Annotated in this window: 16 protein-coding genes; 10 read left to right on the top strand and 6 right to left on the bottom strand. The window is 39.6% G+C overall.

Annotated elements, in window-relative coordinates; all coding sequences use genetic code 11:
- Positions 1 to 527: 527 nt before the first annotated feature.
- Together QMA00_RS01460 and smrA are read left to right on the top strand one after the other, a co-directional pair.
- A complete protein-coding gene (locus QMA00_RS01460; protein ID WP_013464466.1) occupies positions 528 to 773 on the top strand; it encodes a hypothetical protein in 246 nt (81 codons plus the stop codon).
- Between the two features lie 131 nt (positions 774 to 904).
- On the top strand, positions 905 to 1,486 hold the full coding sequence (gene smrA / locus QMA00_RS01455) for a DNA endonuclease SmrA (protein WP_076921492.1): 582 nt from the start codon (positions 905 to 907) through the stop codon (positions 1,484 to 1,486).
- A 256-nt stretch (positions 1,487 to 1,742) separates the two neighbouring features.
- Here smrA and QMA00_RS01450 read toward each other — a convergent pair whose 3' ends face one another.
- The gene (locus QMA00_RS01450) at positions 1,743 to 2,663 is read right to left on the bottom strand and encodes a glyoxylate/hydroxypyruvate reductase A (RefSeq protein WP_076921490.1); all 921 of its coding nucleotides are present in this window, start codon (positions 2,661 to 2,663) and stop codon (positions 1,743 to 1,745) included.
- A gap of 160 nt (positions 2,664 to 2,823) precedes the next feature.
- Between QMA00_RS01450 and QMA00_RS01445 the strand changes: the two genes are divergently transcribed.
- Complete coding sequence (locus QMA00_RS01445) at positions 2,824 to 4,554, top strand: lysophospholipid acyltransferase family protein (RefSeq protein ID WP_076921488.1); 1,731 nt, start codon at positions 2,824 to 2,826, stop codon at positions 4,552 to 4,554.
- An 83-nt stretch (positions 4,555 to 4,637) separates the two neighbouring features.
- Here the strand turns inward: QMA00_RS01445 and dapE are convergent, their stop codons facing one another.
- Together dapE and QMA00_RS01435 are read right to left on the bottom strand one after the other, a co-directional pair.
- Positions 4,638 to 5,843 (bottom strand): succinyl-diaminopimelate desuccinylase, encoded by a 1,206-nt coding sequence (gene dapE, locus QMA00_RS01440; RefSeq protein WP_076921486.1) that lies wholly within the window; start codon positions 5,841 to 5,843, stop codon positions 4,638 to 4,640.
- A gap of 71 nt (positions 5,844 to 5,914) precedes the next feature.
- Positions 5,915 to 7,333, bottom strand: a complete 1,419-nt coding sequence (locus QMA00_RS01435) for an MATE family efflux transporter (protein ID WP_076921484.1) — start codon at positions 7,331 to 7,333, stop codon at positions 5,915 to 5,917.
- Positions 7,334 to 7,605: 272 nt separating this feature from the next.
- Between QMA00_RS01435 and QMA00_RS01430 the strand changes: the two genes are divergently transcribed.
- The gene (locus QMA00_RS01430; protein WP_013464458.1) at positions 7,606 to 8,259 is read left to right on the top strand and encodes an OmpW family outer membrane protein; all 654 of its coding nucleotides are present in this window, start codon (positions 7,606 to 7,608) and stop codon (positions 8,257 to 8,259) included.
- A 52-nt stretch (positions 8,260 to 8,311) separates the two neighbouring features.
- Here QMA00_RS01430 and QMA00_RS01425 read toward each other — a convergent pair whose 3' ends face one another.
- Both QMA00_RS01425 and tyrR read right to left on the bottom strand, forming a co-directional pair.
- Positions 8,312 to 8,848, bottom strand: a complete 537-nt coding sequence (locus tag QMA00_RS01425) for a thioesterase family protein (RefSeq protein ID WP_016899430.1) — start codon at positions 8,846 to 8,848, stop codon at positions 8,312 to 8,314.
- A gap of 112 nt (positions 8,849 to 8,960) precedes the next feature.
- Positions 8,961 to 10,517, bottom strand: a complete 1,557-nt coding sequence (gene tyrR / locus QMA00_RS01420) for a transcriptional regulator TyrR (RefSeq protein ID WP_076921482.1) — start codon at positions 10,515 to 10,517, stop codon at positions 8,961 to 8,963.
- A 743-nt stretch (positions 10,518 to 11,260) separates the two neighbouring features.
- Here tyrR and QMA00_RS01415 point away from each other — a divergent pair.
- The 5 genes from QMA00_RS01415 (at position 11,261) to QMA00_RS01395 (ending at position 17,633) form a co-directional block, all read left to right on the top strand.
- Positions 11,261 to 12,760 carry a peptide MFS transporter gene (locus QMA00_RS01415; RefSeq protein WP_013464455.1) on the top strand — a complete coding sequence of 500 codons (1,500 nt, stop codon included), beginning with the start codon at positions 11,261 to 11,263 and terminating at the stop codon, positions 12,758 to 12,760.
- 539 nt (positions 12,761 to 13,299) lie between these two features.
- On the top strand, positions 13,300 to 14,346 hold the full coding sequence (gene hppD, locus QMA00_RS01410) for a 4-hydroxyphenylpyruvate dioxygenase (protein WP_016899429.1): 1,047 nt from the start codon (positions 13,300 to 13,302) through the stop codon (positions 14,344 to 14,346).
- A gap of 196 nt (positions 14,347 to 14,542) precedes the next feature.
- Positions 14,543 to 15,856, top strand: coding sequence for a fumarylacetoacetase (gene fahA / locus QMA00_RS01405; protein ID WP_076921480.1), 1,314 nt, complete (start codon positions 14,543 to 14,545; stop codon positions 15,854 to 15,856).
- A 141-nt stretch (positions 15,857 to 15,997) separates the two neighbouring features.
- Positions 15,998 to 17,161, top strand: coding sequence for a M23 family metallopeptidase (locus QMA00_RS01400; protein ID WP_290155567.1), 1,164 nt, complete (start codon positions 15,998 to 16,000; stop codon positions 17,159 to 17,161).
- The gene (locus tag QMA00_RS01395) at positions 17,151 to 17,633 is read left to right on the top strand and encodes a polymer-forming cytoskeletal protein (protein ID WP_290155564.1); all 483 of its coding nucleotides are present in this window, start codon (positions 17,151 to 17,153) and stop codon (positions 17,631 to 17,633) included. Before QMA00_RS01400 ends, QMA00_RS01395 begins: the two co-directional genes overlap by 11 nt.
- Before the next feature lie 76 nt (positions 17,634 to 17,709).
- Here the strand turns inward: QMA00_RS01395 and QMA00_RS01390 are convergent, their stop codons facing one another.
- The gene (locus QMA00_RS01390) at positions 17,710 to 18,183 is read right to left on the bottom strand and encodes a hotdog fold domain-containing protein (RefSeq protein WP_076921474.1); all 474 of its coding nucleotides are present in this window, start codon (positions 18,181 to 18,183) and stop codon (positions 17,710 to 17,712) included.
- 184 nt (positions 18,184 to 18,367) lie between these two features.
- Between QMA00_RS01390 and QMA00_RS01385 the strand changes: the two genes are divergently transcribed.
- Positions 18,368 to 19,543: a multidrug effflux MFS transporter gene (locus QMA00_RS01385; RefSeq protein WP_076921471.1), complete on the top strand. Its 1,176-nt coding sequence runs from the start codon at positions 18,368 to 18,370 to the stop codon at positions 19,541 to 19,543.
- The last annotated feature ends 56 nt before the right edge of the window (positions 19,544 to 19,599 follow it).

Raw genomic sequence — 19,599 nt, 5'->3', positions numbered from 1 at the left:
TTATGTCGAAAACCACAAAAAAAGTCGCCGCAAAAAAAATAAAGCCGCTACTGTTAAACAAAGATCCAGTAATAAGCTTGCAAACACTGGCTCACAATTAAAACTACACTCAAGTAGCGCAAAGTGTGGCATCAAGTTGACCCTGCTTTTTATTTTCACGATATTATTACTTATACTTGTTTTAGTGCCAAAGCCAAGCTTACTTACTTATAAAAAATCGTCTATGGTAAGCCAAAGTGTGTATTGGCCTGGGTTGTTTTCAAGCGAACCAAAACTACTGGACTCAACCCTAAACCCGCGACTGGATAAGGAGCATAGAACCCTTTACCTATGTATTGATTTACAGCAACCGCAGAGCTGCCAAAAATATCGAATTATTGCTGAAGAGGGATTATTTTCGGTATTAATGACCTACTTTTAACATTAAAAAAACTAATCTGAAAATTTAAAATTACTTGGTTGAAAGCTGTGCAAAAGATCAACATAATGGCGCTCCTTTTTTCAACAACTGAACTATTGAAACGACCATGCTAAACGAGCTAGATTGGCTTTTAAATACATTACTACTTGCACTAGGTTTAGGTGCATTCTTTATCAACCAACTGACACTGCTTCGCGTTGCTGCGATTAGTGCCTGTGGTTTGTTATTCCTATCATTTAGCTTAGATCTTATGTCGTCGAGTATTATTTCAAATATGAGTTTAGTGTTGATCAACACATTTTACTTGTTCAAAGTTTATACGTTTGGGCAATTTAGCGTATCTCAGCATTAATTACTTCCCCTTAGAATATTTTATAGCCCAGTTTTTCTGGGCTTTTTTTATTCCACAGCTTTAAAAATCTTGGGTCTTAGTTTGAACTAAGTTAAAATTTATCTCGTAATAGCCTATTTTGAGATAAGCCCATGCCATTGTCAGATTTCGATTTATTCTTAACTTCTATGGAAGATGTTACCCCCATAACGCATGACACTGTGACCTTACCACCTAAAAACCATAAAGCGGTCATCGCCCAGCAAGAAAAAAATAAAGCAGCACAATCAGATTTAATCTCTGAACAGTTCAATCCGTTGGATGAACCACTTGAATTACTCGATCCACTTGCCATATTAAGCTTTAAAAAAGAGGGTGTACAAAGCGCGGTTTTTAAAAATGTAAGATTAGCGAAATATCAGCTTGATGCGACGCTTGATTTACATGGGCAACTTTTAAAAAATGCACACGCATCATTATTAGCCTTTGTTCAAGACTGCCATCAGCGAAATATAAGAATGGTACTCGTTCGCCATGGCATAGGTATTAAAAATAAAACCAAGCCAGGGATATTAAAAAGTTACGTAAATCAGTGGTTACAAACAATTCCATGCGTTTTAGCGTTTCATACTGCACTTAGGCAGCATGGAGGAAGTGGTGCGACTTATGTTTTATTGAAGAAAAGTGATGATAAAAAGCATCAAAACAGAGAAATACACAGCAAGCGTAGCTAAATCTTGCTGTGAAAATAAGAGTCAGATCAGCAGCGCTGCCGCATTGGCTTGATTAAACCAGGCAGATATTCCTAATATAATGATAGATACAACCACGATGCTAATTTTTGCGCCCCCTTGATTGGGTTTCATAATTCATCCTATTTTTTTATTATTGTATAACTGTTTTTAACAATAATAAAAATTACAAATGTTAACAAGCTGTTTCTGTTAAAAATTAAACAAATGTTAATCCTTGAAGGCCAACAACTGCTAACTAATAACCTTGCTGCTTATCAATGCAATTTATTAATGGCTGTTTCGCTTTTAAACGCAAAATGTTTTCTGCTATTTGTTCAATAACACTATCCAGATCTGACAACGCAGCACAGTGCGGTGTTAAAGTAATACCTGGATGCAACCAATAAGGGTGTTCGCTTGGCAGTGGTTCACTGGCAAACACATCAAGCGTTGCTGCGCGTATACGTGTATTGTTAAGTGCATCAAGTAAATCAGCTTCTACTATATGCCCACCTCTGGCCACATTAATCACCACAGCATGTTCAGGCAGTTGCTCAAGTAACTGTTTATTAATAATGCCTTGGGTACTGCTGGTAAGCGGTAATAAACATACTAAATAATCGGTTTGCGCAAGCATCTGTGTTAAGCCGTCATCACCATGATAGAGTGTCGCAATGTTTGATGTTTTAGGGCTTCGGCTCCAAGCATTTACGTTAAAACCGTTATTAACCAGCCTATGTGCACATGCTTGACCTAGTTCGCCAAACCCTAAAATGCTTACTTGATTATGTTTATGCGCTCTTTTAGGTTTCCATATACTTTGCTGTTGCTTTATTGCATATTCTTTTAATCGCAATTTTTGTGCTAATACATGGGTAAGTACGTATTCAGCCATATCGTTGGCTAACTGTTTATCAACAATACGCACGACCTCTACATCCGCAGGTAATAAACTTAAATCAATGCTATCAACGCCAGCGCCAAATGATGACACAGCCTTTAAGTTTGGTAACGTGGGCCACAGTGATGCAGGCGCATTCCACGCTAAAACGAACTCTACACTCTCTAAATTTTGGCAATCATCAAGTTCTTCAATTCGAATACTAGGCAATCGTGATTTCATTTTTGCTATTAATTTTGTGTTGTCTCGACCTGTTATAGCCACCAAAACTGACATGATGATTCCTTAAAAAGTAAACCTGAATAATAGTACTGATATGGTTCAATTCAATAGTATGTAAACGGTTTTAAAAAGTCACACAACTGACCGCGTATTGTCATATCCGCACTCTAAGCTAAACATATTGGCTTTAGCCTAGTATAAAAAAGAGGTGCGTATGATCAGTGTAGATAAAGTAATTGCGACTAACTTACCACAGTTAACTAACTCATTTAAAATAAAAAAACTGGTAAAAAAGAGCCTTAGCTACTTATTACATGAACAAGAGTTTACAAACTTTGCAACAACTTATTCCCATCTTCAAGGAATAGAATTTGTCGAGCAAGTACTTGATGAGCTTGATTTTGACACTCGATACAAAGCAAAACAAATAGAAAATATTCCCAGTGAAGGGAAAATTGTCATTATTGCTAATCATCCAATTGGATCCTTAGATGCGCTTGCATTAATTAATGTGTTATCGACGGTGCGTGCTGATTTAAAAGTCGTGGCTAACCGAATGCTAATGACCGTTGATGCAATGCATTCATTATTACTACCCGTTGATAATTTGTCGGGGCAAAGTAAAAAACAAGAGCTTAGTAATATCCACCAGCATTTAAAAAATGAAGGAGCATTACTTATTTTCCCTGCGGGTGAAGTTTCTCGACTTCGACCAACAGGGATCAAAGACTGTAAATGGAACAGCGGGTTTTTACGTATCGCTAAAAAAGCTAATAGCCCAATTTTACCCATACATATAAAAGCCAGAAACAGCCCGCTTTTTTACGGAGCCTCTATGCTATATAAACCGCTTGCCAGTTTATTGTTAGTAAAAGAAATGTTTAAACAGCGCCAAAAATCGCTCGAATTTGAAATAGGCGCCTCCATTGCTCCTGAATCTTATTTAATACCCGATTTAAAAGACAAGGAAGTAGTCGAGCTAATACGAAAACAGCTGTACCGTTTAACCACTAAAAAAACACTGCCACTAAAAACTCATGCTCCTATTGCCTCACCAGAGTGTAAAAAAGAATTAAAAAAAGCCATCGAAAGCTGTGAACATTTAGGTAAAACCAGTGATGGCATGGTTATTTATTTATACCAATACCAAGGCAGCTCACCGTTATTTCGTGAACTTGGTCGCCTGCGGGAAATTGCCTTTCGTGCAGTAGGTGAAGGCAGTGGCAATCGCCGTGATATAGACAAATACGACATGCATTATCAACACTTAGTCTTATGGGATGCACAATCACTCGAACTAGTTGGCGCTTACAGATTAGCCTGCGCGCAGGATGTGATTGAACAGCACTCTCAACGTGGGCTTTATACCGATAGCTTATTTAATTATACCCAAGAGATGACGCCATACTTCAAGCAAGGCATAGAATTAGGCCGTAGTTTTGTACAACCCAAATACTGGGGCAGAAAAAGCCTCGACTACTTATGGTATGGCATTGGTGCCTTCATTAACCGCTACCCTCAGTATCGTTACTTATTTGGTGCCGTGAGTGTGTCAAACGCACTGCCAGAGCAAGCAAAATCCTTACTGGTACATTATTATCAGCACTATTATGGCTCTGAAAAGTCACTCGCAACGCCTAACAATGCTTTTCGTCATACCCGTGAGCAGCAGATTCAATGCACTAATTTGTTTATGGGTAACAACATCAAAGAAGACTTTGTAGAACTTAAACACATACTGGCTAATATGGGCACCCATGTACCCACACTATTTAAACAATACACCGAGCTATGTGAGCCAAATGGGGTAACGTTTTTAAGTTTTAGTATTGATCCGCAATTTAATAATTGTATTGATGGATTGGTATTGGTCGACCTTGAGAAAGTAAAACCGAGTAAAGCAAAACGCTATTTGGGAGCGCAAGACACCGCCTCACTAAACTGAGTTTTGCCGTTAAAATATTAACTTAAGCGCCTAAGCTTGGGCGCTTAAACTTAAATACTTAAACTTAGGCAATTTCATATTTATCAAATCCCCTGATTATTAGACTGAGTAAATATATGTACTAATAGTTGGGTGTATATTTTCTCTATTTGTAACAAGTCGCTAATGGGCACATGTTCATTAACTTGATGAATGGTCTGGTTTAAAACCCCGCACTCTATCACTTGCGTGTTTTTACTTGCAAAAAACCGCCCATCTGAAGTCCCGCCGCTGGTACTAAGTACTGGATAGCTTCCGGTCACGTTAAATATTGCCTGCTCTAGCTGGGCGAGTAAGCAGCGCTCTGCCCTATGGCTTGTATAATAAGGTTCACATGGACGCTCCCATTGCACCGTTAAATATTCGTTTAAATCATTCAGTGCAGTAAGTACCAGCTGTTTCACATCTGTACTTTTATACCCATGGTTATAGCGAATATTAAAAGTAATATCACACTGGGCTGGCACGAGGTTATCTAGCACATTATCAATATTAATACCGGTGACTTGCAGCGTTGTTTTTGAGCTTGGCTCATCTAAAAGCCAATCAATTTGGATTAATCTATTTACTACTTCAGCGCTGATATGCGCAGCATTAATGGTATTTTCAGGATAGGCCACGTGTCCTGCTTTTCCTTGAATAGTTAAACGCGCTGACAGCGCGCCACGTCGGCCATTTTTTATGGTGTCGCCCACTTGCAAATGACTTGTAGGCTCACCAACAATACAGCCATCAAGTACAACACCTTGTTGTGCTAGGCGTTTCGCAATCAACACTGAGCCATGCTCTGCCTCACCTTCTTCATCAGAGGTGATCAACCAATACAAGGTGCCCTGCTTTTGCCGCGCACTATGTATTAACGACTGCGTTGCACTGAGCATGGCTGCAATGCCCCCTTTCATATCAGCTGCACCACGCCCATAAATCGCATCATTAATTATTTTTCCATCAAACGGATCAGCTAACCAGCCACCTTGCGCAGCAGGGACCACATCAATATGACCAGAAAATGCCACCACAGGGCCTGCTCCAAAAGATATTTTAGCAATTAAATTACTGACATTATGGGCACTAAACTGCTCAATGCTAAAACCTAAATTAGTTAGCTGATGTGCCAGCCACTCAATACCACCTGCCGAATTAGGCGTAATTGACTTAAATCGGATCAGCGTTTGTAAGTGACTGAGCGTTTTTAACTGTGGAATAGTTAAGTACGGCGCGGGTACTTTTTTGTTGATAGCTTTTGTCATAATAAACACACCTCGTTTTAGCAGTGTATTTATTACAACGACTTTTTATGACCGCATTATGAAAATACAGGCTAACGTGTGCCCTCTTCTATTAATGTTTCTCGTGTCACCTGCACAATGTGTTTATCTTCTTTGGTTAATCTGGTTTTTTTCCATGCGCCACGCATAAACCAAGCGAACGCTATCAGTGCGATGGTTATGTTCGTAATTGCAAACGAATACCATATTCCCTGATCGCCAAGCAAAGTGTGATTAGAAAGAATATAAGCGGCAGGAAACTGCACCACGCATTGTGATAATAACGCGATAATCATGGCATTAAGCATATTCCCAGAGGCACGAAAAGCAGCAACAATACAAAGCTGAACACCAATTCCCCCCCAGCTTAAACACATCACTTGAACAAACTGCGCGCCTTTACTTATTACACTGTTATCTTCGGGAATAAAAAATGCCACCAGCGTATCAGCATACACGTAAGCAATACCCCCAACAAAAGAAAGGCCTATTAATCCCCACATACTGGCAAGCTTCGTTATTTGCTCAGCCCGTTTAATATTTCCGGCGCCCATATTTTGCCCCACCAAGGTTGATACCGCCATTGATAAACCCATGGCAGGGATCATCACCATTTGCAAAATATTAGAGCCCACGCCATAAGCCGCAATAGTAACGGTTCCAAAGTTTGCCACTAAAAATGACATGATGATCAAGCCAAAAGCACGTGTTGATAATTCAATAGAGCCAGGCGCCCCTAAGAAAAAAGCCCGTTTCATATATTGCCAATCGGGATAAAAACTTTTTAGCTGTAATTGAATGCCATGGCGACCGCGTAAAAATATAATAATGCCCGCAAGCGCCGCTAAACTTTGTGTAACCAAAGTCGCCAGCGCAGCGCCCATAACGCCAAGCCCTTCAAAGCGGCCGTAACCAAAAATAAATAAGGGATCGAGTATAAAATTAAGTAACACTGTGGTGCTAACTATGATTAAAGGTACTTTAGTTTGCCCAATGCCCCGCATTAGCGATTGGAACATGGCGTAAATAAACACAAAAATAACGCCAATAAAGGACACATGCATAAACTTAAGCGCATCACTGTAAACCGCCGGCTCAACGCCTAGCAGTTTTAAAAAGTATGGGGAAAGTATATAACCTAAGAGCCCTAACACTAAGGCGGTAAATGCAACCATTAACACCGTTTGCGCTGCAACATGGTTCACTTTATCTTGTTGACCTGCGCCCATGTATTGCGCCGATAATATAGCACCGGCCATTGCAAGCCCAGAGCCTATAGCAATGACTAAAAATGTGACAGGCATACTAATAGATACAGCAGCCACTTGCGCAGCCCCTAATCGCCCAACCCAAAATGCATCCGTAAGCTGATAAGCCGACTGCAATATATTAATGAGGATAATAGGAATACCTAATTTCAACAGCGATTTAGCAATGGAGCCTTGAAGATATAGTTGACCAGAGGGAGTCATGAGGTCGCTTACTTTTATTAAACCGTGAACATAGCCTTAGTTTAACAAAACTGCTGATTATATTATAAATACTTCGTTTGTGGCTTGTATTTAAGTGATCAGTCAATAATTTTTAAGCACTAATTAAGTAAAAGTTTAATCTAAATCAATAAATAGAGGCTCTTTACTCATCCGCTTTTGAAACTTTGATCTAGAACAGGTTTTTATTTTTAACCTCGAGCAATAATAGCCTCAATCAACAAATAGTCACACAGTAGTTCACGGAGAACAACATGAAAACTAAACTAAGCATTGCAATACTTACTTCTTTACTGGCTCTTTCTCCTGCAGCACACGCTAACTTTAGTGTTAATGTTGGCGCAATTAATGTTAATCCAGATAACGATGGTTCAAAAATTAACGAAGCACCTACTCTTGGCTTAAAAGGCGACTCAGATACTCAGTTAGGTATTACTGTAGATTACGCATTTAACGACCAATGGGTATTAGAGCTTATTGCAGCAACGCCGTTTTCTCATGATGTAGAAGGTACTGGTGGTTTAGCTGGTAATAAAATTGCTGATATTAAACATTTACCACCATCACTGGTTGCACAGTACCACTTTTTAGATAGCAGCTATGCACTTCGTCCGTTTGTAGGTGTGGGAATTAACTATACGACGTTCTTTGACGAACAGCCTTCTGCAGCACTTAAAGCAACGTTAGGAACTAACGATGTAGAAGTAAAACTAGATGATTCATTTGGTTTTGTTGCTCAAGTAGGTGCTAACTACAAGATTGATGAAAAATGGGGCCTACACGCTATGGTATCTATCATGGATATTGATACTGATGCGACTGTTTATGCTAATGGCGCAAAAGCATTAACATCAACCGTGTCACTTGACCCTGTTGTTGCCATGTTTGGTCTTAAATACTCGTTCTAATAACGATTATGTGTGTGTTAAAAAGGCCGTAAGGCCTTTTTTTTGCATGTAATTAACGAGGTAAGTTATTTACTTTTTTTTGCTCAAGCATTTCTTTCCAGTGAATTATTTCTGCCGGTAAAATGGGGGCAACTCCGTCAAAGCCTGCAACCTCGAGCATATGCTCAACACTGACCACCCCTTTCTTACTTTTAAACACGCCGCGCACATAAGCAATGGCATGTAAGCCCCGCTCAGAATGAAACTTTTGTTCAATGTAAAAGTATTTATGATCCCAGCCGACTAAACGGGTACTAATGGTAAAGCGCTGCATTGGCTTAATATCGCGGATGTAGGTAATGGCTGTCGCATTAACAATAGGAAACCAACGACGTTTCATTATTTGCTTAAGCAAACCAACCCGTTCAGTCATCCAGGTACGCGATAAATCCATCATCGCTAAATAGCGTGAATTGGTTAAATGCAAATTAATATCGCAGTCACTAGGTAATGCTTTGTAGTCTATATCAACCGTATCTAACAGCGATTGATAGTCACGATTACGTTTAATTTTAAAAAATAACAGCAGCAGTCTAAAATATAAGTTCACAGTAGAGGTCTTACCAGTTGAGTTTTTATCAGTGTATCATAGCGATTGACACCTTTGGTTGTTTTTAAACCAAGGAATCAATCACTAAATGAGGATATTTGGGTATCTATCTTTAAACTTTAACCGTTTTGCGGTTAATGCCGTAATCACGCAATTTATTAGCCACTGCAGTATGACTTAGTCCCAAGCGTTTAGCTAACTGACGAGAGCTAGGATAGGCAGGATAAAGCTTACGCAGTAAGGTGGCTTCAAAACGCTTAACCGCTTGATCAAGCGAGCCCTCAAAATCAGACTCTAAATAGCCTAAATCATGGGTAAAGGTCGGCAGTTGTAAATGCTCAACGCGCAATTCACTGTCTTCTAACAACGATACCGCACGGTAAATAGCATTTTCTAATTGGCGCACATTACCTGGCCATGGGTAATCTTGTAAAAACGTTAAACATTCTTCAGATAGCTCAGGCACAGTATGGCCATTTTGCTGCGCATATTTTTGAATAAAGTGCTCAGCAAGTGGGCCAACATCGGCTTTACGATCTCTCAGTGGTGCAATTTCTAACGTTAGTACATTAATGCGATAGTATAAGTCTTCTCTAAATACGCCTTCTTGCACCATTGCAGGTAAATCTTTTTGGGTAGCAGCAACTATGCGAACATTTACTTTAACTTCGTTTTCGTCGCCTACTTTTCGAAACGTACCGTCTTGTAAAAAGCGCAGTAATTTAGTTTGGAGCTGAGTCGACATTTCACCCACTTCATCTAAAAATACTGTTCCACCATCCGCTTGTTCAAGTACACCGCGTTTAGGCGCTGCATTTTCTTCATATCCGGCGTAACCAAAAAGCTCTGACTCGGCAACATCATCTGGTAATGAGGCACACGATAAAGCGATAAACGGCTTTACTGAGCGGTTAGATGCATAGTGACAAGCTCGCGCTAATAACTCTTTACCTGTGCCGGTTTCACCGGTGATAAGAATAGGGGCTTCAAGTTGCGCCATTTTTCGCGCTTCGCGTACAACACGACGCATCGCCGTACTAAAATTGTGAATTGTCGCAAAGCTTTCTTGGCCATAGCGTCTAAACGCACTCACTTGCTGACCTAGGCGGCTTTGCGATTTTATATTAATTACCGCGCCCGCTAACACATCGCCTTCGCTACCTTGAGGGACCGCAATAGGCAGAATATCGGCAATAAAGTCTTCACCTGCTACTTCAACACGCGTGGTTTGCCCCAGTACTTCTTTGCCCTCTAACCAACGGGTAAAGTTAAAGCCTTTGAGCAAATTATTAATATTAGCACCGGTGACTTCTTTTTCTGTTAATTGTAAATCTTTGCAGGCTGCGTCGTTACACAGGCGCACCCACCCTTTAGCATCAATAGATATAACGCCATCAGGAAGTGCTCTTAATAAGGTGTTAAGTTCGTTGTGCTCACGTTCAGACGGTAAAAACGCGGTTGTGCGTACATCATGTACACCATCGATTAAGCGAATAGACGGCATAATTTTTTGAAATTGTTCAAATTCAATCTCAGGAAAACTCACATACATACGACAATTAACTGAGTCGACTTCAATTCCTTTCAAGTCAACATTGTAGCTAACTAAAATATTAAGAATCTCTTGAGCAATACCAACTCGGTCTGCACAGTGAATATCTAAACGCATACACCCTCAGGTAAGGAAAAACTAGTTGGCGTGAATAATACGCTAACTCTGTTTACGAGCATAGTTTATTGTAAAGAAATTTGGACGAAAAAATGTTTTTTTACTAACTAGAGGGCTTTTTCAAGCACTTAACGAATTCAAGCTTGGCTGTTCACTAAAAGTCGGGGTTATTGCAACTCAATTTAGTCTAGCTGGCCTTGTATAAATTATATGCTGCAATGAGCGAATCATTACTGTCCATACGCCAATATTCGCTCATGTTTAATCTAAGTGGTGATTATTAAATTAAAGTAGTAAAGGTTAACTATTATTAAAAATTTAGTAGCTGTAACCACCCGTAAAACAAAGCTTTTATTTATTTTTCAAGCTGTATTTAAACAGTGTTAAAGATAACGTTGGTATGACAATGTTACCTATGATGTTAAAGATATTTTTTGATAAGTTTAGGTGTTTACTGCAGCAAATAGGGGTTCACACACTGGTATTTAACAATTACATAACCGATGTATGATAGCGCGCTCAACGCTTCCCCTCGCACAAAGGTCTATGTATACTTAGGCGCAATTGTAACTAGGATAAGGGTGTGACTCTTACCTAAACGTATAGCTGCGTTTAGCAAACCATTACCTTAGCTGCATAAAAAACACTGATGATCGAGCATTTATTATACTTTTTATGAGTAAAAATTTAGCTAAATAAAAAACCACAAGGTCATCAAAACAATAATGAATTAGGAAGTAAATATGAGTTCAAATTCTGACAGTGGCTGGTTTGGTCACCCTAAAGGACTTTCAACCCTGTTTTTCACAGAAATGTGGGAACGAATGAGTTACTACGGTATGCGAGCGATGCTCGTATTATTTATGACAGCAAGTTTACAACAAGAAGGCCTAGGATTTACCGTTGCTTCTGCTGCTGCAATTTATGGCTTATACACAGGTTCAGTATACTTTTTAGGTTTACCTGGTGGTTGGTTAGCAGATAGATTGTTTGGTGGCCAAAAAGCAGTATGGTATGGCGGTATTATTATCATGTGTGGCCATATTATCTTAGCCGTGCCACATGAATATTCATTTTTCATTGGTTTGATCTTTGTTGCAACAGGTACTGGTTTACTTAAACCTAATATCAGTGCCATGGTTGGTCAGCTTTATACTGACGAAGATGAGCGCCGTGATGGTGGTTTCGCTATTTACTACATGGGTATTAACTTAGGTTCTTTAATTGGTTACTACGTGTGTGGTTACTTTATGGAAAACGTAGGTTGGCACTGGGCATTTGGTGCCGCGGCTGTTGGTATGGGTATTGGTTTAATTCAATACAAGCGCACACTTAAAAACTTACCAGATCACAGCGCATTACCTGCTAACCCATTAAGCCCTAAAGGTACTTCGCGCGCATGGGGCGGTATTGCTGCATTTGTTATCGCGACCGCCGGTGTTACCGCTGCTGCGATGACAGGTGCTATTGTCATTAACCCATCGATTGTTGCAGGGTACACCGCAGTTATATTTACTGTTATCTTTTTCGTTTACTTTGGCCTTATATACTTCAAAGGCAAACTAACCGATGCTGAAAAACAAAGAATGTGGGCGCTATTTTTAGTCTGTGTCGCTTCAGCCTGTTTTTGGTCTGGCTTTGAACAAGCCGGTTCTTCATTAAATCTGTTTGCTCGTGACTACACAGACCGTCTGGTTGGCACATTTGAAATTCCAACGACTTGGTTCCAATCTCTAAATTCATTGTTCATTATTGCGCTATCGCCATTCTTTGCCGCTTTTTGGATTAATTTATCTAAAAAAATGGTCTCGCCTACTTACAGCGTAAAATGTGCGTTGGGCCTCGTTATTATGGCTTCAGGCTTTTTAGTAATGTTTATGGCAGCACACTATGCTGCTGAAGGCTTAAAAGTAGCACCTTATTGGCTTGTTACTACGTATTTCTTACACACAGTGGGTGAGCTTTGTTTAAGCCCAGTTGCATTGAGCGCTGTAAGTAAGTTATCGCCTCGCCGCTTTACTGGTCAAATGATGGGGGTATTCGTACTTACATATTCTATCGGTAACGTTATTTCAGGATTACTTGCTGGTAACTTTGATCCTAACAATGTTGAAGAAATCCCGAACCTTTACCTACAAATTGCCTTATTTAGTATCGGTGTAGGTATCATCTTAGTACTGATGAGTTTTAAAGCTAAAATATGGGAAAAACAAGGTTTAGAACAAACCGCACCAACACAATAATTTAGATTTATCACACGCATAATTATGAGCTTTGATAAATGATATCAAATACCTCCTGTAGTTAACTGCAGGGGGTATTTTTATGGGCGCTAGATTAAACCACACAATTTTTACATTCAGCCGTTTATTATTTATACCTCATCACTGTGCAAAACGAGTTTATAGCAGCAAACCATCAATACTCTTTGATTTTATATATATCGCAGCTAACCAAACTCATTAAAAGTGTAAATAATAAAATACAAAAACCGCACTTTTTTAAGCGCAAAAAAACTAATAACACATATAAATAAATTAAATTAAACTATTAATAATCAATAATTTAATAAGAAAATCCGCACTTTCATTTCGCTTCCTAATTTTTACTTTCACCTGCTCGTATGTAAATAAACAACATACTTTGATAACCGTCTCGTAAAATTTACACACGCGCTATTTACTAAATAACAACACCCTCTTCCCCAAAACACCAATCTGGTTAATCATGCAGGCAATACGATAACTAATAATCGCAGTGCTTAATTGCGGGAGTAATTATAATGAGTGAAGTAAATAACCCTTTAGGTTTGGTTGGTATTGAATTTACCGAGTACGCAACACCCGATGCCGATTACATGGATAAAGTGTTTACCGATTTTGGTTTTTCAAAGTTAAAAAAATTCAAAGGTAAAGACATTGTTTATTACAACCAAAACGATATTCATTTTTTACTAAATAATGAACGCGATGGTTTTTCAGCTGAATTTGCTAAAAATCATGGCCCAGCAATTTGTTCTATGGGTTGGCGCGTAGAGAACGCTCAAGCGGCGTTTGAAGCAGCGGTTGAGCGTGGCGCTAAGCCTGCTACTGATGCAGCAAATAAAGACTTACCGTACCCTGCTATTTACGGCATTGGCGACAGCTTAATATACTTTATTGAACAGTTTGGCGATAAAGGCTCTATCTACGCAAACGACTTTGAAGATTTAGCTGAGCAAAACGTCGTTAATGATAAAGGGTTCTTACGTATCGACCACTTAACCAATAACGTATATAAAGGCACAATGGAAACATGGGCTAACTTTTATAAAGACGTGTTTGGTTTTACCGAAGTGCGCTACTTTGATATTAAAGGCCAAAAAACAGCCTTACTCTCTTATGCATTAAAATCACCTTGTGGCACTTTCTCTATTCCAATCAATGAAGGTAAAGGTAACGACAATAACCAAATTGATGAATATCTAGGTGAATACAATGGTCCAGGTGTACAGCATTTAGCCTTTTTAACTGACGACTTAGTGAGTTCACTTGATAAGTTAGATAAATCAACTATCGCCACTTTAGATATTATCCCTGAGTACTACGATACTATTTTTGACCGTGTACCATGGGTTAAAGAAGACAAAGAAAAGATTCGTGAGCATCAAATCCTGGTTGATAGCCAAAGCGAAGATTGCTACTTATTGCAAATTTTCTCTAAAAACTTATTTGGCCCTATCTTCATTGAGATGATTCAACGTGTTGACGATGGTGGCTTTGGTGAAGGTAACTTCCAAGCGCTGTTCGAATCAATCGAGCGAGATCAAGAACGCCGCGGCGTTTTATAATTAAAATTATGACTCTAAAAAGCAGCGTATTTCGCTGCTTTTGTCGTTTAATCGTAACTAAGAGAGCTTATCTCTCTTTGCGTGTTTAAATCGCGCTTTTCATCACCATATAACTAGTAGATATTTAAAACTTGCTGGTGCTATGTTCTTATTTAATAAATTGATATGCGCGATCAACTAAACCAAAGGAAATGTAATGAGTTTAATTAACGAAACCCATGATATAAATTTAACTAGCTGGGTTGCATCAGCAAATGATGCACAATGCGACTTCCCTATCCAAAATCTACCTTTTGCCGAAGTACGTCGCAAAAATAGCAACGAAGCTTTCCGAGGCGCGGTTGCCATTGGCGATCAGGTTATTGATTTAGCAAAAGTAAATGAACTCGCTATTTTTAGTGGCGATGCTCAAGTCGCCATTGCTGCAGCAAGTAATCCTACACTAAATGAGTTTATGGGTCTGGGTGAGCAATATTGGTCAGCCCTACGTTTAGCATTATCGAAAGCATTACGTGAAGGTTCTGAGCATCAAGAACAACTTACACACGCACTTATTGCGCAAAGCGAGATTGAATTTGCTCTGCCGTGTCGCATTGGCGATTACACCGACTTTTACACCTCGATTTATCATGCTACGGCCGTAGGTAGTTTATTCCGCCCTGATAACCCACTGCTACCGAATTACAAGTGGGTACCGATTGGTTATCACGGTCGTTCGTCATCTATTGGCGTGTCTGGGCAGCAGTTTCATCGCCCTAAAGGACAAACTAAAGCGCCAGACGCAGAAGTACCTTCATTTGGTCCGTGTAAGCGTCTTGATTACGAGCTTGAACTGGGTATTTACTTGGGTAAGGGTAATGAGCTGGGTGATGCTATTGCCATTGAAAATGCTGAAAAACATGTGTTTGGCTTTTGTGTTTTCAATGATTGGTCAGCACGTGATTTACAAGCATGGGAATACCAACCGCTTGGTCCATTTTTAGCAAAAAACTTTGCATCAACCGTGTCACCATGGATTGTAACTACCGAAGCACTTGCACCATTTAGAACAAGCTGGACGCGTGATGAAAATGATCCGCAACCATTGGAATATTTAGAATCAACGGCTAACCGTGATCAAGGCGCATTTGATATTCAAATGGATGTTAAAATTCAAACGCAAAAAATGCGTGATGAAGGCTACAACCCAACACAAGTATCTAAATCTAGCTTTAAGCATTCTTACTGGACTGTGGCACAAATGGTGACTCACCATACGGTAAACGGTTGTAACTTTATGCCAGGTGACATGCTGGGCTCTGGAACGCAATCAGGCCCAACTCATGAAGAAGCGGGTTCATTACTTGAGCTTTCTCGTGGTGGTAAAGAAAAGATTACTTTAAGCAACGGCGAACAGCGTAGCTTCTTGGAAGACGGCGACAACGTGATAATGCGTGGCTGGTGTGAAAAAGAAGGTTTTGCACGTATTGGCTTCGGCTCCGTAGAGAGTACGGTACTGCCAGCAAAATAATTGCAAAATCAATAAACTAGTAAAAAAGGGTGGCCGAATAAGCCCCCTTTTTTATTAATTAAGCCATAGTTACAATTTTTTTCTGGCTTTTTTAGTTGAAATTGTTATCTTGAATCCGTTAATAGCCAGTATATATGTGACATGTCTGTATTCATAAAATCTTTTTTTCATAAAAGCTTCCCAGCTCGCCAGCTGCTTATTCGCCAAAATGGCGAAGTAAAGCATGTGGTTTTGGCGCCGTGGTTACAAGTTTCTGTACTCGCTATTATTATCACCGCTATTGTGTGGATGAGTGTCTCTAGTATTCGTGTGTATATGCAAACACACCAAATATCTCATATCGAACAAACTCAACTTGATAAGCAAGCGCAGTGGCAGCAAAAAGTAAAGCAGCAGCAGCAACGCTATGCATTACAACAAGAACAGTTAGCTGAACTAGAACAAAAACAAGCTTTATTACAAGGTATGATTGAATCATTGCCTGCTTCTATTAGCAAAGACGCCATTAAATTAGAGGGTGAGCTTGACTCCTCCCCTATAAATGAGAGCGAGAGCGAATTCCATGAACCGCTCGAAGATGACAAGTCACAAAACAAACAGGCCGACAATAATGCCACCAGTTTTGAGCAGCGCTACACTTTATTAAACCAGCAATACGATACTAATTTTACCTTATTAGCTGCGCAAATTAATCAACGCCACGACGCTATTTTAGAGATATTGCAAGACACAGGTCTCGAAAATGCACTTGCACAGCACCTCGCCTTAGCGGCACAAACAACGGCGCAAGGTGGCCCGCTGGACATACTTGATGAAAGTAAAATACCCAATACATTTTTAGCCATTGCCGATAAGTTGCTTGTTTTAAATCAGCTAGAAAACTTTTTAACCGCCTTGCCGAACACATTACCCTTACCTGCCGCAAAATATTATATTTCGAGCAACTTTGGGCTTCGAAAAGATCCCATGAATAAAAGACGCGCATTTCATAAAGGCGTTGATTTAGCTGGATGGCATAAAACAGAAATTTTTGCCCCTGCCGATGCAACGGTACGCCGAGCTGGGCGCAATGGTGGTTATGGTAACTTTATTGAATTAGAACATAAAAATGGCGTTGTAACGCGCTTTGGTCACTTAAACAAAGTTAATGTTAAAAAAGGCCAAGTTGTTGCAAAGCACGATGTCATTGGTTTAATGGGCAGTACCGGAAGAAGTACAAGTACTCATTTACACTATGAAGTATTAATAGACGACAAGCATGTCAATCCACTAAAAATAACAAAGGCGCTTTCTCGTGTTTGGTAAAAATAAACAAGCAAAAACGGACTCATCAATCAAGCGAGTGAGTCATACTCCCTCAATTATTTCTAACGATGTGCGTATTACAGGCTCTTTAGTTAGCCAAGGTGAAGTGCAACTCGATGGACGTATTGACGGTGATATTAAAGCTGAGCATTTAGTTATCGGCTCCTCCGGTGTTGTTGAAGGCGTTGTTGAGGCGAGCAGCGTTGTTGTTAAAGGTAAAATCATAGGCTCTTTAAATGCAAGCGAAGTGGAGATCGAAAATAATGCCCATGTACTTGGCGATATTTTTCATGACACACTAAGCATAGAAGCCGGTGCGATTATTGAAGGTAGTTTAAAGCAGCGCTTTGAAAAAGAAGTCATTGAGCATGCTAAAGATAAACCAAAACCGGTTAACGATCTAAAAGCCATTGTTGATAATGAAGACAGTGGCCTTTCGTTTGTAAACAAGTCGTCTACTGCAAAAAGTTAAACCTGAACAAAAAATGGTTTAGTCAATAAACTAAACCATTGTTTTTAGTGCTTTATATAAAAATATAATTTAGCAATTACTTCTTCTTTGTGATGTACATGGTTATATCTGCAGTAAACACCAACTCATTTCGGATATTATAAAGCTTTACCGGCACCACTAAATCTTCTTTATCAATCCATTGATGAGGTAACTCAATTTCAGCAATCGCGGTAACGTCTGTGTCTACTTTAGCTAAATATTGTACTGTCATACCTTTAGGTATCCAACGGTGTGTTTTATGCGGTACCGTCGCATCCACCATTACTCCTGCACACAGCTCAGCCAAATTACATTGAGCAATCGCATGAATTGTTCCAATATGATTATGTACACGGCGTGTGTTTTTAACCACTGCACTACAGTGCCCTGCTTTTAAATCTAAAATAGTGGGTTTCATAGAGCCAAAATAAGGTGCCTTGAAACACACGGCTTTACTGAAAAGCCAGTTACCGCATGGCCACTTTTTAAATTTATGCCATGTTTTAATTAATGCAGACTCATTACTCATTATTATTTTTCCATTGTCTTTGCTTAAAAAGCAAATTAACACATCGGATCAGTTTAAAGAAGTGTGATACTTAAACAAAAATAATCATAATAAGGTTAAAAGTAGGTAACTTGGCTGATACATCGGCCATAAGCCCTTTCTTTTTCATCAGTCGCCACTTAAAATACCGACAAAAGGAGACCTGATGCATACACAGCCCGCTAAACCCAATTTTACTTTATTACTTATCTTAGCGTTACTCGTCATTTTTTGTCCGATGGGCATTGATATTTACCTGCCTGCCTTTCCCACTATCGCAGAGCAATTCTCAGTGAGCGAAAAGCAAGTACAGCAAACGGTGGCTATTTTTATGCTTACTGTTGGTTTGGGGCAATTAATTGCAGGTCCACTCGCTGATCGTTTTGGCAGAAAGCCCGTCGCCTTAACTGGGGTCGCTTTGTATGGACTGGCGGCATTGGGTGCATATTATGCTCCTAGCTTTTTAGTACTGATGTTTGCTCGTGCTATTCAAGGGTTAGGCGCGTGCGCTACCTTTGTTGTCGCTTTTGCAATAGTAAGAGATAAGTTTGGTAGTGAACGCAGTGGCCAAATAATTACCTATCTAAACGGTATAGTTTGCTTTATTCCAGCATTAGCGCCCATTTTAGGTGCTTGGCTAACCGTACAGTTTGGTTGGCAAATGAACTTTCTATTTTTAACCGGTTTTGCATTACTGGGGTTTATTGTCACCTTATTCTTGTTTAGGGAAACACGACCAGCAGACAGTCATTACCAGGGGCATATTTTAGATTTAAGACGCTTTTTCCCCATCATTTCAACCCCATTATTTTTATTTAATAGCCTGCTATGTATGGTCACTATGTCAGCCATATTAGTGTTTGTAACACTGGCTCCTGGTTGGCTCATTACTGAATTAGGTGGCAGCGTAGCCGACTTTACCTTTTGGTTCTCGCTCAATGCAGTGCTTAGTATTCTTGCTAGTTTTATTATGCCTATTTACATTAAACGCCAACCTAAAAGAGCCTTAAAAATAGGCCTTTTAGTGCTAGTGAGTGCCGGCTTACTTATGTTGTTATTAAGCCAATATAAAACCCCATTAGCATTAATGATCCCTATGTTTATTGCTGCCTTTGGTTTTGCTTTAACACTTGGCTCTGCCGCTGGACGAGCTTTAAGTCTGTTCCCTAAGCAAGCTGGCACCGCCTCAGCTCTTTTAGGAGCGATGCAAATGAGTGGGGCAAGTTTATTGGTGTTTATTACTCAATATTTAAACTTATCTACACCCGAGCTTATAGGCACACACTTTTTATTATTAATTCCCTTTTCTTACTTACTATTTCGTTATACTAAATATGCTTAGGCGCTAAAGCGTTTTCTATTACTCTTCAATTTTGGCTAATTCAGGTTTTACCTGAT

It is taken from the genome of Pseudoalteromonas sp. APC 3694 (assembly GCF_030407565.1).
Lineage (GTDB): Bacteria > Pseudomonadota > Gammaproteobacteria > Enterobacterales > Alteromonadaceae > Pseudoalteromonas > Pseudoalteromonas tetraodonis.
The sequence above is the reverse complement of the archived record's forward strand: the minus strand, read 5'-3'. Positions and strand labels throughout refer to the sequence as shown.

Excerpts from the sequence above, each read along its gene's own strand:
- QMA00_RS01460 (WP_013464466.1), top strand. The coding sequence starts at position 528 with ATGCTAAACGAGCTAGATTGGCTTTTAAATACATTACTACTTGCACTA.
- smrA (WP_076921492.1), top strand. The coding sequence starts at position 905 with ATGCCATTGTCAGATTTCGATTTATTCTTAACTTCTATGGAAGATGTT.
- QMA00_RS01450 (WP_076921490.1), bottom strand. The coding sequence starts at position 2,663 with ATGTCAGTTTTGGTGGCTATAACAGGTCGAGACAACACAAAATTAATA.
- QMA00_RS01445 (WP_076921488.1), top strand. The coding sequence starts at position 2,824 with ATGATCAGTGTAGATAAAGTAATTGCGACTAACTTACCACAGTTAACT.
- dapE (WP_076921486.1), bottom strand. The coding sequence starts at position 5,843 with ATGACAAAAGCTATCAACAAAAAAGTACCCGCGCCGTACTTAACTATT.
- QMA00_RS01435 (WP_076921484.1), bottom strand. The coding sequence starts at position 7,333 with ATGACTCCCTCTGGTCAACTATATCTTCAAGGCTCCATTGCTAAATCG.
- QMA00_RS01430 (WP_013464458.1), top strand. The coding sequence starts at position 7,606 with ATGAAAACTAAACTAAGCATTGCAATACTTACTTCTTTACTGGCTCTT.
- tyrR (WP_076921482.1), bottom strand. The coding sequence starts at position 10,517 with ATGCGTTTAGATATTCACTGTGCAGACCGAGTTGGTATTGCTCAAGAG.
- QMA00_RS01415 (WP_013464455.1), top strand. The coding sequence starts at position 11,261 with ATGAGTTCAAATTCTGACAGTGGCTGGTTTGGTCACCCTAAAGGACTT.
- hppD (WP_016899429.1), top strand. The coding sequence starts at position 13,300 with ATGAGTGAAGTAAATAACCCTTTAGGTTTGGTTGGTATTGAATTTACC.
- fahA (WP_076921480.1), top strand. The coding sequence starts at position 14,543 with ATGAGTTTAATTAACGAAACCCATGATATAAATTTAACTAGCTGGGTT.
- QMA00_RS01400 (WP_290155567.1), top strand. The coding sequence starts at position 15,998 with ATGTCTGTATTCATAAAATCTTTTTTTCATAAAAGCTTCCCAGCTCGC.
- QMA00_RS01390 (WP_076921474.1), bottom strand. The coding sequence starts at position 18,183 with ATGAGTAATGAGTCTGCATTAATTAAAACATGGCATAAATTTAAAAAG.
- QMA00_RS01385 (WP_076921471.1), top strand. The coding sequence starts at position 18,368 with ATGCATACACAGCCCGCTAAACCCAATTTTACTTTATTACTTATCTTA.